The organism is Aquabacterium sp. (genome assembly GCF_034003525.1).
Lineage (GTDB): Bacteria > Pseudomonadota > Gammaproteobacteria > Burkholderiales > Burkholderiaceae_C > Aquabacterium.
Map to the genome: position 1 here is coordinate 1 of NZ_JAVEYN010000003.1, position 13,750 is coordinate 13,750.

Annotated in this window: 15 protein-coding genes; 10 read left to right on the forward strand and 5 right to left on the reverse strand. The window is 64.0% G+C overall.

Annotated elements, in window-relative coordinates; translation table 11 throughout:
- Nucleotides 1-7: 7 nt before the first annotated feature.
- Nucleotides 8-106, forward strand: coding sequence for a hypothetical protein (locus RBT42_RS16485; RefSeq protein WP_413785839.1), 99 nt, complete (start codon nt 8-10; stop codon nt 104-106).
- Between the two features lie 398 nt (nt 107-504).
- Here RBT42_RS16485 and RBT42_RS02715 read toward each other — a convergent pair whose 3' ends face one another.
- The 3 genes from RBT42_RS02715 to RBT42_RS02725 form a co-directional block, all read right to left on the reverse strand.
- Nucleotides 505-1,359 carry an IS110 family transposase gene (locus tag RBT42_RS02715; RefSeq protein WP_320362329.1) on the reverse strand — a complete coding sequence of 285 codons (855 nt, stop codon included), beginning with the start codon at nt 1,357-1,359 and terminating at the stop codon, nt 505-507.
- Between the two features lie 119 nt (nt 1,360-1,478).
- Nucleotides 1,479-1,733, reverse strand: a complete 255-nt coding sequence (locus tag RBT42_RS02720; protein WP_320362330.1) for a Txe/YoeB family addiction module toxin — start codon at nt 1,731-1,733, stop codon at nt 1,479-1,481.
- Complete coding sequence (locus tag RBT42_RS02725) at nt 1,730-1,981, reverse strand: type II toxin-antitoxin system prevent-host-death family antitoxin (RefSeq protein WP_320362331.1); 252 nt, start codon at nt 1,979-1,981, stop codon at nt 1,730-1,732. Before RBT42_RS02725 ends, RBT42_RS02720 begins: the two co-directional genes overlap by 4 nt.
- A gap of 118 nt (nt 1,982-2,099) precedes the next feature.
- On the opposite strand from RBT42_RS02725, the gene RBT42_RS02730 reads away from it, so the two are divergent.
- The 9 genes from RBT42_RS02730 to RBT42_RS02770 all read left to right on the forward strand — a co-directional run bounded on the left by RBT42_RS02730 (nt 2,100) and on the right by RBT42_RS02770 (nt 8,969).
- The gene (locus RBT42_RS02730) at nt 2,100-2,933 is read left to right on the forward strand and encodes a hypothetical protein (protein ID WP_320362332.1); all 834 of its coding nucleotides are present in this window, start codon (nt 2,100-2,102) and stop codon (nt 2,931-2,933) included.
- Nucleotides 2,934-3,365: 432 nt separating this feature from the next.
- Nucleotides 3,366-3,827, forward strand: a complete 462-nt coding sequence (locus RBT42_RS02735) for a c-type cytochrome (RefSeq protein ID WP_320362333.1) — start codon at nt 3,366-3,368, stop codon at nt 3,825-3,827.
- An 84-nt stretch (nt 3,828-3,911) separates the two neighbouring features.
- Nucleotides 3,912-4,130, forward strand: coding sequence for a dodecin family protein (locus tag RBT42_RS02740; protein WP_320362334.1), 219 nt, complete (start codon nt 3,912-3,914; stop codon nt 4,128-4,130).
- A gap of 73 nt (nt 4,131-4,203) precedes the next feature.
- Entirely contained in the window at nt 4,204-4,617 is a 414-nt protein-coding gene (locus RBT42_RS02745) for a DUF3597 domain-containing protein (protein ID WP_320362335.1), read from the forward strand.
- A 34-nt stretch (nt 4,618-4,651) separates the two neighbouring features.
- Nucleotides 4,652-5,275 carry a DUF937 domain-containing protein gene (locus RBT42_RS02750; protein WP_320362336.1) on the forward strand — a complete coding sequence of 208 codons (624 nt, stop codon included), beginning with the start codon at nt 4,652-4,654 and terminating at the stop codon, nt 5,273-5,275.
- 36 nt (nt 5,276-5,311) lie between these two features.
- Nucleotides 5,312-5,560, forward strand: a complete 249-nt coding sequence (locus RBT42_RS02755; RefSeq protein ID WP_320362337.1) for a GlsB/YeaQ/YmgE family stress response membrane protein — start codon at nt 5,312-5,314, stop codon at nt 5,558-5,560.
- Nucleotides 5,561-5,641: 81 nt separating this feature from the next.
- On the forward strand, nt 5,642-5,950 hold the full coding sequence (locus RBT42_RS02760; protein WP_320362338.1) for a hypothetical protein: 309 nt from the start codon (nt 5,642-5,644) through the stop codon (nt 5,948-5,950).
- Nucleotides 5,951-5,974: 24 nt separating this feature from the next.
- Entirely contained in the window at nt 5,975-8,326 is a 2,352-nt protein-coding gene (locus RBT42_RS02765; RefSeq protein WP_320362339.1) for a penicillin-binding protein 1A, read from the forward strand.
- Between the two features lie 88 nt (nt 8,327-8,414).
- Nucleotides 8,415-8,969 carry a DUF2314 domain-containing protein gene (locus RBT42_RS02770; RefSeq protein WP_320362340.1) on the forward strand — a complete coding sequence of 185 codons (555 nt, stop codon included), beginning with the start codon at nt 8,415-8,417 and terminating at the stop codon, nt 8,967-8,969.
- Here the strand turns inward: RBT42_RS02770 and RBT42_RS02775 are convergent.
- Both RBT42_RS02775 and RBT42_RS02780 read right to left on the reverse strand, forming a co-directional pair.
- A complete protein-coding gene (locus RBT42_RS02775) occupies nt 8,945-10,003 on the reverse strand; it encodes an RNA methyltransferase (RefSeq protein ID WP_320362341.1) in 1,059 nt (352 codons plus the stop codon). The genes RBT42_RS02770 and RBT42_RS02775 overlap by 25 nt on opposite strands.
- A 63-nt stretch (nt 10,004-10,066) precedes the next feature.
- Nucleotides 10,067-13,657, reverse strand: coding sequence for an indolepyruvate ferredoxin oxidoreductase family protein (locus RBT42_RS02780; RefSeq protein ID WP_320362342.1), 3,591 nt, complete (start codon nt 13,655-13,657; stop codon nt 10,067-10,069).
- Nucleotides 13,658-13,750 lie beyond the last annotated feature (93 nt).

The following is a 13,750-nucleotide window of genomic DNA, read 5'->3' on the forward strand; positions in this document are numbered from 1 at the left end:
TGACTACATCCAGTTCTACAACCAACAGCGTTTGCATTCCAGCCTGGACTATTTGCCACCGGCCGCTTTTGAACGCGGCCACCTAACTGCAACCAGTGTCCAATAAAGTCGAGCAAGCGCCCGCTGATACGGCCCATCGCTTCGGATACGCCTTATGGGCGCCAGTTAACTAGTTCCACAAGGGCTTCCCCGTCTGTCAAGCAAAATCATCCCCATGAATCACCGAAGGTGATTCATTTCATTCAAGACAATCAAACCAATCAGGGATCAGTCGCGCGGATATTGCCCAGGATAAGGACGGCGGTACTACAAACGGCCTTTATTGCAGCTGGCTGCTGCGGGCCCTGATGAAAGACGCACGCGGGGGCTCCATTCGTTAGTCAAGGTCGCCAATGGCGCCTTCCTCAGGTTATCGAGCACTCCCCGCGCAGGTCCAACCTTGGCACATCAACGCGGCATCACACCATGAATCAGTTTTGGGCTACTTGCTCCCCTTGGCGTCGTTCAGCCTATCGGCTCGAACGCTTCGCCTTTGCTGAGCATCGCCCAGGCCATTCGCGCATTTTTTGCAGCCACGGCCACCACAGCTTTCCAGTAACCCCTTCTGTTAACCAGCTCAGTCACCCAGCGACTGAGGCGATCCGTCTTCTTTTTGGCAGCAACCACCACCGATCGCGCACCCAGGATCAACAGCATGCGCAGGTAACTGTCACCGGCTTTGGTAATGCGGCCCAGCCTCTGCTTGCCACCCGAGCTGTATTGCCCCGGCACCAGACCCAGCCAGGCGGCCAGTTGCCGGCCGCACTTGAAGTCGTGTCCGTTGCCAATGCTGGCCATCAGGGCCGTTGCCGTCTTCTCGCCGATGCCGGGCATCCCCATCAGCCGTCTGCAGCGCTCATCGAGCCGGTGGACTTCACTGAGCAAACCGCGAATGCGGTTGATCGTTGCCATGCGTTGTTCGACGAACCCTTGTCGTACACGGTGAATCGCCAGTCGGGCCTGCGCGTCGTCGCTCTTGACCGGTACAAATCGCATGTGCGGGCGCTGCACCGCTTCGCAGATCGCCTGGGCGTCAGCCGCGTCGTTCTTGCCGCGTCGACCACTGAGTCGATATGCCGCCACGAACTTCGCCGCGATGATCCGCACATCGCGGCCGAACTTGGCAAACTCTCGCGCCCAGTAATGCGCGCCCGAGCACGCCTCCATCCCAATCAGGCAAGGCGGCAGTTTGGCCACCAACTCCAGCAAAGCATCGCGCTTGACCGTCGGTCGCACCAGCACCGCCTTACCCCCCGCATTCACACCATGCACAGCAAAAACATTCTTGGCGAGATCAATGCCGACAGCAATAATGGCCATGGACTTCCCCTTCCGAGTGAGTTGATGAGATTCGCAACCCCATCGTGGCACTTGATGCCGTTTGCCGCAAACCGCGGCTAGCTCGGGACGGGGAAGTCCCTTTCATTAGTTAGGCCAGGTCAATAGTGGTAGCGCAATTGGGCAATCAGCATTGAATCGCCATCAATCTTGTAAACCATGCGGTGTTCGTCGGTGATTCTTCGAGACCAATATCCAGCCAGCGCGTGCTTCAAAGGTTCAGGCTTTCCGATTCCGGCAAAGGGTTCGCGCTGCGCCTCTTTGATCAGCTTGTTGATGCGCTCAACCATGCGCCTGTCTTGTTGTTGCCAGTAAAGGTAGTCATCCCATGCGGCATCTGCGAAGATCAACCTCATTCGGCCAACTTCTGTTCTGTGCCTGCTCCAGCGTTCAACTGCTCAATGGCACCCATCAGTCGCTTGGCGTTGGCGGGGCTACGAAGCAAATAGGCTGTTTCTTCAAGAGCGGTGAAGTCCGCAAGGGAGAGCATCACAACGGACTGTTGCCCGTTGCGAGTGATGATGAGCGCTTCATGGTCTTCGCACACGCGATCCATGGTGCTGGCCAAGTTGGCACGGGCAGAAGAGTACGAGATAGCATCCATGATCGGAGGGCCCCTTTGTTGTACGCATAATTGTACAGCTCGGAGGTGACAACTGTCCAGCACTCAGTCCAGGCAACGCGGTCGAACTGTAAGTTCAACGTGGATGCCAACAGCGGCCATGCCTTCGGCATTTTATTGGCCGCTGTCGGTTGCATCACGCACCTCTGATCTGATCAATTCCATGCGACATCAACAGACCGCAGCCAAGCGCGCACGCGCAATCCTTCGTGTGAAAGAACGCCTCATGGTGGATTCGTTTCCACGCATGCAAATGGGGCTGATCGTGGCGCTGACGGGCGGCTTTGGCTTGCTGGCCTCGTTCACCTTGCTGAACCTGGGCATGCATTCGATGGCCGCACGGTATCCGCTCGCGCTGTCGTTCGCCTACCTGTTTTTTCTGTTCCTGATCTGGCTGTGGCTGCGCACGAACGCCGAGGAATATGGCGACGTCCCTGACCTGTCCGGCCTGTCCCCCCAAGGCAGTGCCTCGGAATGCGCAGCCGGCTTCAAGAGCGAGGGCGGCGGTGACTTCGGCGGGGGAGGCGCAAACGGCTCCTTCGATGGCCCGGTCCACACCGCCGAAGATGCGATCTCCACGCCGCTGGGTGGCGTTCGCGAATCAGTCGGCTCCATTGCAGAGGCAGACGAGTTGGCGATTCCCCTTGTTGCCATTGCTTTGGCACTGGGTATTGCGCTGGCATCGTTCTATGTCGTTTACATCGCTCCAGCCATCTTTGCCGAGGTTCTGGTTGATGGTGCGCTCTCGTATGCCTTGTTTCGCCATCTGCGAGGCCAGAGTCCTCGGCATTGGCTGTCCAGCACACTGCGGCACACCGCCCTTCCGTTTGTGGCAACCGCTGTGTTCCTGGCGGTCGTGGGTGCCGCCATGGCGGCCTACGTCCCTGAGGCCACATCCGTTGCTCAGGTCATTGCGCACGCCCGCCAACCATGAACGCGCTTCCTGACCCACTCGGCTACTTGCTTGCGCCCGTTCTGGTTCCGTCTCTGCATGTCCTGTTCACGCCATTTTGGGCAGTGCTGGGAGGGGAGGCGGAGTTGTGGGCCTCGGCAATGGCCTGGCAGGTGATCGCCTGGTTGGGTCTCATGGCGTTCTGTCTGGCAACCCTCGGCCCGGCTCTGTGGGTTGCGCGTCGACACGTCCATTGGTTCCCGCACCGTACACTGGGTCGTCAACAAAAAGTAGCATTGGGCGTGGCAGGCTCTGCCTTGGCGTCACTGCTCCTTGTCGGCCCCATCAAAGGCTTACAGTCCGTCCCTGGCTCGTGGGTATTGGCGTACTTCGCGTCGGCGTGCTTCCTCTCTGGCCTTTACACGAAGCGCACCGCTGACACCCTCCACTGAATCATCAAACGATTGCCACCCCATGCCAATTCGCCCTTTGCTCCGCTTTGTCGCCCTGTCGTTCCTGGTCGCACAGGGCGCGCACGCACAGCCTGCCCTGTTGCAAGTGCACGGCTCCGGCGAGCAGGTGTACAAGAAGGTGTGCATTGCCTGCCACGACGCCGGCGTCGCCCACGCGCCCAAGCTGGGGGACCGGGAAGCCTGGGCACTTCTGATCGCCGAGGGCCAGCACGTCTTGACCGGTCACGCCTGGGTGGGTGTGCGTGCGATGCCCGCTCGTGGGGGCAGCGCGGAGCTGTCTCTGGCTGATTTCTCGCGTGCGGTGGCCTTCATGGCACGGTCTGCGGGTGCAGACTGGCAGGATCCCGACACCCAGCTCTTGCTCAAGATCGTCCACGAGGCCGACAAACGCCTCGTGCAGACGATCAAGGAACAAAAGGCGATGCAGCGGGAGTTGCACCGCATTGCCAAGACCTCCAAGTAAACACGCATCGGCGAAAGGGTGGCTTGCCCTGAGCCACCCTGGGTCGCAGAATGGGCTTTCCTACAACCTCTCAGGGGAGCCACCATGTCAGTCGCCAAGGTCATTGAGGTCATTTCCAAGAGCAAGATCAGCTTTGAGGATGCCATTGCGCAGGGTGTGTCACGTGCATCCGAAACGGTCAAGGAGGTGACCGGGGCGTGGGTCAAGGATCAAAGCGTCGAGGTCAGCAACGGGAAGATCGTTTCTTACACCGTCATGCTGAAGATCACCTTCGTGCTCAAGGCGAAGGGCAAGTCCAAGTAAGCGGCCCCGAGGCGACACGTCTTTGTCACCCTGCGAGCGCATGCTGGCTCGCCACACCAACAGGGAGAGCACCATGGGATTTTTCAGCAGCATCCTGTCCAAGCTGGGCATCGGCAAAGACGAGGCCCCGGTCGCCACAGCGCCAACGGCCGTCCCTGCGGCCACACCCACCTCGGCACCCGCCGCAACAGCACCGAGCGGCCCGCCCCCACACCAAGCCATCGAAGTCGTCGATGTGGTGGCACAACTGGAGCAACGCGCAGCCGCCAGCGCGCAAAAGCTGAACTGGCGCACCTCGATTGTCGACCTGCTCAAGCTCCTCGACATCGACAGCAGCCTGACCGCGCGCAAGGAACTCGCCACGGAGTTGAACTGCCCTGCCGAGCTCATGGGGGACTCGGCCAAGATGAACATCTGGCTGCACAAGGCGGTGCTTGCTCGCATCGCGGCCAACGGTGGCAACGTGCCCACGGAATTGCTGGACTGAACCGGCGCCACCCCATCAGCAAAGGAGCAGCCTCATGCAGATCACCGACATCCTCGCCCAGATGGGTGGACTCCAGTCCATTGCCAAGGAACTGGGCATCAGCGAAACCCAGGCGACCAGCGCCGCCGAGGCCCTGGCGCCCGCCATTCTGGGCGGCTTCAAGAAACAGGCGCAGTCACAGCCCGGCGGCCTCGAAGGGCTGGGCGGCTTGCTGGGGCAACTCGGTGGCAGCGGCCTGCTGGAACAGGTGCTGAGCCCCCAGCCCACGGACGTGAGTCGAGGTAATGATGTCCTCGGTCAGATCTTCGGCTCCAAGGATGTGAGCCGCGCGGTGGCGCAGAACGCGGCCTCGCAGTCAGGCCTGGACCCGTCCCTGCTCAAGAAAATGCTGCCGATGCTGGCCATGCTGGTGACCGGCTACATGGCCAAGCAAGCCGGCGGCGGGGCCTCCTCCGCTCAGCAAGCCCCTTCTGAGGGCGTTCTGGGCGGTCTGGGAGGCGGCCTTGGCGGTTTACTGGGTGGCCTGCTCGGTGGCGGTGCGAGTGGCGCCAGTCAGGGCGCCCCAGCATCGGGCGGGCTCGCCTCCATGCTGGACCTGAACGGCGACGGCAATCCGCTGGACGACATCATGGGCATGATCGGCAAAATGACCCGCTGATGCGCGCCTGGCATAGTTCGTGAAAGGGGTACAGACATGGGTTGGATCATCTCCTTGATCATCGGTGGCATCGTCGGCTGGCTGGCGAGCATGGTCATGAAGACCGATGCCCAGATGGGCTGGATGGCCAACGTGCTGGTGGGCGTGGTGGGCTCGATGCTGGGCTTCTGGATTGCCGGCGCGCTGGGCATGGCGCCCGCCGGCGGCATCATGCGCTTTGTGATCTCGATCGCGGGTGCGGTGTTGTTGATCTTCATCCTGCGCAAGCTGGGCATCTTTCGGTGAGCGTGACGCGAGCGGGCGTCGCTTCGTGGTAAGTTTCCGGGCGGGCACGCATCGCGCGCAGCCTTCCCTTTCGAATCGCCCATGAAGATCACGCCCACTGTTCTCACCGCGGCTTTGGCCGGCTGCCTCTCTGCGTTTTGCTGGCCCTGGCTTTGGCCGCTGTTCACAGACCCTGGTTCGTCGGGCAGCATGGGGCTGGTGTTGGGCATGCTGGTGTTTGTGGCACTGCCCGCGCACATCTTTGTCTTCGGCTTGGGCGGCAGCCCCACGCAACGGGGGCGCTCCGTCGACATCGGCTTGCTCAAGCGCATCGGCGCCTGGTTGAGCGCGGCCATTCTCACGGCTGGCGCGATGTCGCTGCTCGGCGCACCGGCTGTGCCCTTGGCCTGATCCCTCATTCCCACGTTTTCTCAGATGAAACTGGACTTGGCCCGTATCCAGGCGCAGGCGGTCGTGCTGCTGCGTCGCGCGTTGCACCATCTGCGCCATCCCACACGCCGCGGCATCCTGTGGGGCTTGGCGGCCATGCCGGCGCTGTGCCTGCTGTATGTGCTGGTGCTCATTCCGTTCACGCCCAGCATCAGCGACATCCGCAAAGCCCGCATCAGCGAGCCAGCCCGCATCCTGTCGGCCGACGGCCATGAGATGGCCGTGTTCAAGCGGGCCAACCGTGCCTGGGTGACGCTCGACGACATGTCGCCGCACTTGGTCAAGGCCCTGGTCGCCACCGAAGATCACCGCTTTTACGAGCATTTCGGGCTGGATTGGCGCCGCACCGCTTCGGCAGCCTTGAGCACCTTTGGAGGTGACCGCCAGGGGGGCTCCACCATCACGCAGCAGTTGGCGCGCAACCTCTACCCCGAGGAGATTGGCCGCGCTCCCACGCTGACCCGCAAGCTCAAGGAAGCCATCACGGCGCTCAAGATCGAGGCGCTGTACTCCAAGGACGAGATCCTGGAGACCTATCTGAACACGGTACCGTTTCTGTACAACGCCTTCGGCATCGAGATGGCGGCGCGCACTTACTTCGACAAGCCGGCCCGCAAGCTGGACGTGCTGGAGAGCGCCACCCTGATCGGCATGCTCAAAGGCACCAGTTACTACAACCCGGTGCTCAACCCCGAGCGGGCCGAGCAGCGGCGCAACACGGTGCTGTCGCAGATGCTCAAGCGCGGGGAGTTGAGCGAGGCCGAGTTCAAGCGCCTGAAAAGGCGCCCGCTGCGTCTGGACTTCGAGCGGCAGACGGAGCCGCCGGGCGAAGCGCAGCACTTCATGCAGCAGCTGCGCAAGTGGCTGATCGAGTGGGCAGACCAGAACGATTACGACATCTACGCCGACGGCCTCGTCGTGCACACCACCATCGACTCGCGCTTGCAGGCCTGGGCCACGCAAGCGGTCCAACGTCAGGGGCGGCAGTTGCAGTCGGTTGCCGACAGCGCCTGGGCGCCCTCCTCGGTCTGGTCCATTGATCTGGACCTGGTGCAGGCCTTTGTGCGCGAGTCGAGCCAGTACAAGCAGGCCCGAGACGCCGGCCAGACCGATTCCGAAGCCATGGCGCGCCTGACCGGCGATGCCGCCTTCATGAAAGCCTTGAAGGCAGAGAAGACCCAGGTGCAGGCGGGGTTCATGGCGCTGGACCCGCAGTCGGGCGAGGTTCGCGCCTGGGTGGGCAGCCGCGATTTTGAGCAAGACCAGTTTGACCACGTGCAGCAGGCGCGTCGCCAGCCGGGCTCCACCTTCAAGCCCTTTGTGTATGCAGCGGCGTTCATGAAGGGCGCCAAACCCACCGATACCTTGCCCGATCAGGCCATCGAGATCGAAACCGAGGGCGGCGACATGTGGCGCCCCACGGACAGCCGTCCGCCCAGCGGCCGCAACATCACGCTGCGCAGCGGTTTGGTCTACTCCAAGAACATCATCACCGCGCAGTTGATGCAGCAGGTGGGGCCTGACAAGGTGGCCGATCTGGCGCGCAAGATGGGGGTGAACGAGAGCCCGCTGGAGGAGGTGATGTCCTTGTCCCTGGGTACGAGCCCGGTCACCTTGTATGAAATGGTGACCTCCTACGGCACGATGGCCAACGGCGGGCGCTACATCGCCCCGCGCTTTGTGACCCGCATCGAGAACCGCGAAGGCAAGGTGCTGGCCGAGTTCGCCATGCCCACGCCCAAGGTGGTGCTGCCGCCCGAGGTGGACGCGACTTTGCTGGACGTGATGCGCGGTGTGATCGACAAGGGCACCGGCTCGGCCATTCGCAGCCGCTACGGCTTGCGGGCCGACCTGGCGGGCAAGACGGGCACGACGCAGAACAACACCGATGGCTGGTTCATCATGATGCACGGCCAACTGGTGGGCGGCGCCTGGGTGGGCTTCAACGACAACCGCATCACCTTGCGCAGCGACTATTGGGGGCGGGGCTCGCAAAGCGCCCTGCCCATCGTGGGCGAGGTGTTCCAGCAGGCGCTGCGCAACCGGGTGATCGATGCCAAGCTGCGCCTGGGTGAACACGACCCCACGGTGATCAAGCGCGTCAACGACTGGCTCGGTGACGTCTTGCAGCCGACCGCACCGGCCAGCGCTGCGAGCGAGGCCGAGGAAGAGGTCACGGTGGGCGATGAGCCGGTGATCTCGGCGGAGGTGGCCGCCAGTGCCGTGACGCCAGCGGCCAGCGGCGCCGCGCCCGCCAGCCCTGTGGCCAGTGAGCCGGTGGCGGACAACGCGTCGGCGCCACGCCCCTCAAATGAAGGGGACTCCGAGGCCAATTGAGCCAGCCACCCGGGTGATGATCCCTAGCATGACCGTGTGGGCGCCCTCCTACACTGGCTCGGTTGTTTCACTGCCCGAGTCTGCGTTCATGCGCCATCTTTCCCTGACCTTGCTGGCTTCGGCCCTGTTGTGTACGGCTTCGGCATCCTGGGCCCAGGCGCGCAAACCGTCGGCACCGGCCGCGAGTGCGGCGCCTGCATCGGCCTCACAAGCCGAGTCGCGCTCGGAGTTGGAGATTGACCCGAACGAGCCACACATTCAGGCCGCGATGAAGAAGGGGCGCGCCACCGCGAGCGAGGTGCTGAAAGTGGGCGCCACGGGCGACGAGAAGCGCTACGAGAACGTGGCGGTGCGTGTGCTGGTCAAAGAGGGCAAGCTGCAAGAGTTCATCTGGCTGCAGCCTTTCGAGAAAACCGACAAAGGCTATGTGGGCTATGTGGCCACGGTCCCCGTCACCCTCCAGCGCATGCAGGTGCGCATGAGCTACACCTTCCAGCCTGAAGACATCGTGGACTGGATGTACACCGACAAGCTCAAGAAGACGATGCACGGCCAGTTCATCACCTGCGCGCAGGTCAAGAAGCACGCGCCGCAGGATGCGCCGGTGCTGAAGCGCCGTTACGGTTTGGACTGCTCGCGCTGAGTCTCGGCCCGGATGGGCAGCACCTTGCGTCCCATCCCTCCGGCGTGACGGGCACGCAATTGACCGCATCCGCCATCCACATCCTGCCCGGCTGAGTTGCGCAGCTTGGTCAGAATGCCGCGCTGGTGCAGGCTGCGTGCAATCGCCGCGGCTTTTTCCCATGAAGGCCGGCGATAGGGCAACTCCGGCACGCTGTTGTACGGAATCATGTTCATCAGCGCGTACTTGCCCTTGAGCAGACGCACGATGCCCTCGAGTTCTTCTTCGGTGTCGTTGATGCCGTCCAGCAAGGTCCACTGGTACTGGATGGGGTAGCCGGTGGCGCGGGCGTAGCGCTCGCCCTCTTCTACCAGTTCTTCCGGGGTGATGCGCGGCGCCCGGGGCAGCAGTTCGGCACGCACGTTGGCCTTGGTGGAGTGCAAAGACAAAGCCAGCGCCGGCTTGACGCGGCCTTGGGGCAGGCGCTCGAAAGCCCGCGCATCGCCCACGGTGGAGAACACCAGGTTCTTGTGGCCGATGTTGCCGACCGTGCCCAGCAGGTCGATGGCCTCCAACACGTTGTCGAGGTTGTGCGACGGCTCGCCCATGCCCATGAAGACCACTTTCCTGACCGGGCGCAGCGTTCGGGCCAGGGCAACCTGGGCCACGATCTCGGCGCTGCCGACCTGCCGCAGCAGGCCTTCTTTGCCGGTCATGCAAAACACGCAGCCCACGGCGCAGCCAATCTGGGTCGAGACGCACAGGCCATCACGCGGCAGCAGCACGCTCTCGGCCATCTGACCATCGGCCAGCTCCACCAGCAGACGCGCGGATCCGTCGTCACCGGGGTGTTGCGAGCGCAAGCGGGCCAGGCCTTCCAGCTCGGCCACGATCAAGGGCAAGGCTTCGCGCACCTCTTGCGGCAGGAAGTCTTGCAACTGGCGACGGCCGCTGTCTTGTGGCAGGGCCTGAGACCACAGGCGCAGCACGCGCTGCTCGTGGATGGGTTTGGCGCCCAGGTCACGCAGACGCTGGCGAATGGTGTGGATGCGCATGGGGGAGACGAAAATCAGGCGCCAGTGTAGGCACTTTTGGCCTGCGTTTGCCTGCGGGGCGCCTCAAGACCTGGGTGGGGCACCGAATCCCTGGGTAAGCCACTCTTGCCACTGCTTCCGGGCCGACGCCACATGAGGCTGGCGGATCGGGCCGTAGCCCTTGATGGTCTCAGGCAGCTCGGCGATCTGACAGGCCAGTGGCAGGTTGGCCTGAGTCAGTCGAGGCAGGATCTGCGCGATGGCCTGCAGATACTCGTCCAGCACCTGCCGGGCCTCACGGTGTTCGGCACTGTGGCGCAGCGGGTCCAGCCAGGTTCCCCGCAGTCGGCGTGCCCAGGCCAAGCCGTGCAACACGCCGCGCCAGGCTGGGCCAAAGGCTCGCTTGCGCGGTCGCCCGGCGTCATCCAGATCCGGGTTCGACATGGGTGGGGCCAGGTGGTACACCAGTGTCCAGGCGCCTTCAAACTGGTTCGTGATGCGCTGGCGGAAAGCGTCGGACGTGAGAAGGCGGGCCACCTCGTACTCGTCCTTGAAGGCCATGAGCTTGTAAAGGTAGCGCGCCACGGCCAGGCTGAGACGGTTGGAGCCCAGCTTCTGCTCAGCAGCCCGCACCTGGGTCAGCACGTCCAGATAGCGCTGTGCATAGGCCTGGTCCTGATAGTCGACCAGGCGACTGTGTCGGTCCTGGATCAACGCGTCCAGCGTGGCAGCGACCTGTTGTGCGCTCCCGCCCACCCCTCTGCCCAGCCATTGCACGGTTTGCGTGGGCGCAGACCAGCGCGACACGCCGGCTGGGTCATGTGCAGCGTGCCTTCCCCAGGCAAACGCCTGCAGATTTCGCTCGACCTGGGTGCCGTTGAGCGTCAGTGCGCGCTCGATGGAAGCGCGCTGCAAGGGCACCCAGCCCATCTGCCAGGCAAAGCCCAGCAGCAAGGGGTTGGCGTAGATGGCGTCACCCAGCAGGCGCTCGGCCAGCACCACCGCGTCGATGCGTTGCAGGTGCTCGGGGCCAACGGCCTCGTTCAACACCTGGTCGCACTGCGCCGAGGGGAAGGCCCAAGCCGGGTCGTGCAGCACGGCGGCGGTGGGAGTGCCATGGCTATTGAGGGCCAGGCGGGTGCGCCCGCGTTGCATGACCGACAGGGTGGCCTCGTGCGCCGTCACGATGGGGTCGCAGCCCAGGACCAGATCGGCCTCGGCCATGCCCACCTTGGTGGTGTGGATGGCGCGCTGGTGTTCGGCGATCTGCACGTGGCTCCAGGTGGCGCCGCCTTTCTGGGCCAATCCGGCGGCTTCCTGCGTGACCACACCTTTGCCCTCAATGTGCGCCGCCACGCCCAGCAACTGCCCGATGGTGATGACGCCCGTGCCGCCGATGCCTGCGACCACGATGCCGTAGGGCTGGCTGCAACCCGGCAGAAGGGGCTCGGTCAGCGGTGGGAGGCTGGCCAGGTCGGGCGCTTCTCGAGAAGCCTGCTTGCGTCGCAACTGCCCGCCCTCCACGGTGACGAGGCTGGGGCAAAAGCCTTTGAGGCAGGAGAAGTCCTGGTTGCAGCTGCTCTGGTTGATGCGGCGCTTTCGGCCCAGTTCGGTCTCGATCGGCTCCACACTCAGGCAGTTGGACTGCACAGCGCAATCACCACAGCCTTCACAGACCTCTTCGTGGATCACCACGCGGCGGGCCAAGGCCGGTTCGGTGCCGCGTTTGCGGCGCCGGCGCTTTTCGGTGGCACAGGTCTGCTCGTAGATCAGCACGGTGCAGCCCGGCACGTCGCGCAAGGTCTTCTGCACGGTGTCCAGGCGGTCGCGGTGGTAAACCTGCACGCCGGGCGCCAGGTCAGCGTCGGCATGGTAGTGGTCCGGTTCGTCGCTGACCACGGCGATCTGCCGCACGCCTTCGGCTTCCAGCTCGCGCGTCATGGCAGCGACGCTCAGGGTGCCATCGACCGGCTGGCCGCCCGTCATCGCCACAGCGTCGTTGTAGAGGATCTTGTAGGTGATGTTGACCTTGGCTGCGATGGCCTGGCGGATGGCGAGCAGGCCGGAGTGGAAGTAGGTGCCATCGCCGAGGTTGGCGAACACGTGGGGCTCGTCGGTGAACGGCGCCTGGCCGACCCAACTCACGCCCTCCCCGCCCATTTGCGAGAAGGTGCGGGTGTCACGGTCCATCCACATGGCCATGTAGTGGCAGCCGATGCCCGCCAGCGCCCGCGAGCCCTCGGGCACGCGCGTGGAGGTGTTGTGGGGGCAGCCGCTGCAGAACCAGGGCGGACGATCGACCTGGGTAGAGGAATGGGCCAGGGCCTGCTCTTTGGCCTCGATGACGCGCAGGCGCTCGGCCACGCGGGCGCGCAAGGTGGGGTCGGCATCGCGCAGCAGGCCCAGTTTGTCGATGCGCTGGGCCACGGCCTTGGCAATGAGGGCCGGGTTGAGGTCGGCCTTGGCCCGCAGCAGCCAGCGCGAGGCCGGATGCGGGTGCGACCACTCGCCGCCGCTCACGTCCCCATCGGGTTCGTTGAACTTGCCCAGCACATTGGGGCGCACGTCTTCGCGCCAGTTGTAGAGCTCCTCCTTCAGCTGGTACTCGATCATCTGGCGCTTTTCCTCGATGACGAGGATTTCGCGCAGACCGGTGGCGAACTCGCGGGTGATGCTGGCTTCCAGTGGCCAGACCACGGCCACCTTGTGCACGCGCAGGCCGATGCGCCGGCACGCTTCGTCGTCCAGTCCCAGGTCGTGCAGGGCCTGGCGCAGGTCGTTGTAGGCCTTGCCGCTGGCGATCAGGCCCAGCTGCGCGTGGTGGCTGTCGAGCACGGTGTGGTTGAGCCGATTAGCCCGGATGTAAGCCAGTGCGGCGTACCACTTGTGGTCCATCAGCCGCGCTTCCTGCTCCAGAGGCGTATCGGGCCAGCGGATGTGCAGGCCACCGAGCGGCATGTCGAAGTCATCCGGCAGGAGAATCTGTACCCGGTCTGTATCAATCGACACGGTGCTGGACGACTCCACCACCTCCTGGATCGTCTTGAGCCCAGCCCAAAGGCCCGAGAAGCGGCTCATGGCCAGACCGTGCAGCCCCAGGTCCAGAATCTCCTGCACATTGCTGGGGAAGAACACCGGCAAGCCGCAGGCCTTGAAGATGTGGTCGCTCTGGTGGGCGACGGACGAGCTTTTCGCCACATGGTCGTCCCCCGCCACGGCCAGCACGCCGCCATGCCGCGCTGTGCCCGCCATGTTGGCGTGCTTGAACACGTCGGCACTGCGGTCCACCCCCGGCCCTTTGCCGTACCAGATGCCGAAGACGCCGTCGTAGCGACGCGGCCCCGGGGTCAGGTCCAGTTGCTGGCTGCCCCACACGGCGGTGGCGGCCAACTCTTCGTTGACAGCGGGCTGAAAGACGATGTGGTGGCGCTCCAGGTGGGCCTTGGCCGCCCACAGGGCCTGGTCATACGCTCCCAGGGGGGAGCCACGGTAGCCGCTGATGAAGCCGGCAGTGCGCAGGCCGTCGAGCGCGTCGCGCGTGTGTTGCAGCATGGGCAGGCGCACGAGTGCCTGGATGCCGCTCATGTAGACGCGGCCCCGCTCCTGGGTGTACTTGTCGTCCAGCGACAGGTCGGCAAGGACTTGCAACGACGAATGGGGGACGGGCGCATTCATCACGACCTCCTGAGGTCAGCGATGGGGTCAAGCGGCGCTCACAGCGCGCCCGCCTGACGGGGTGACGTGACTGCCTTTTGGGTCAGTTTAGGA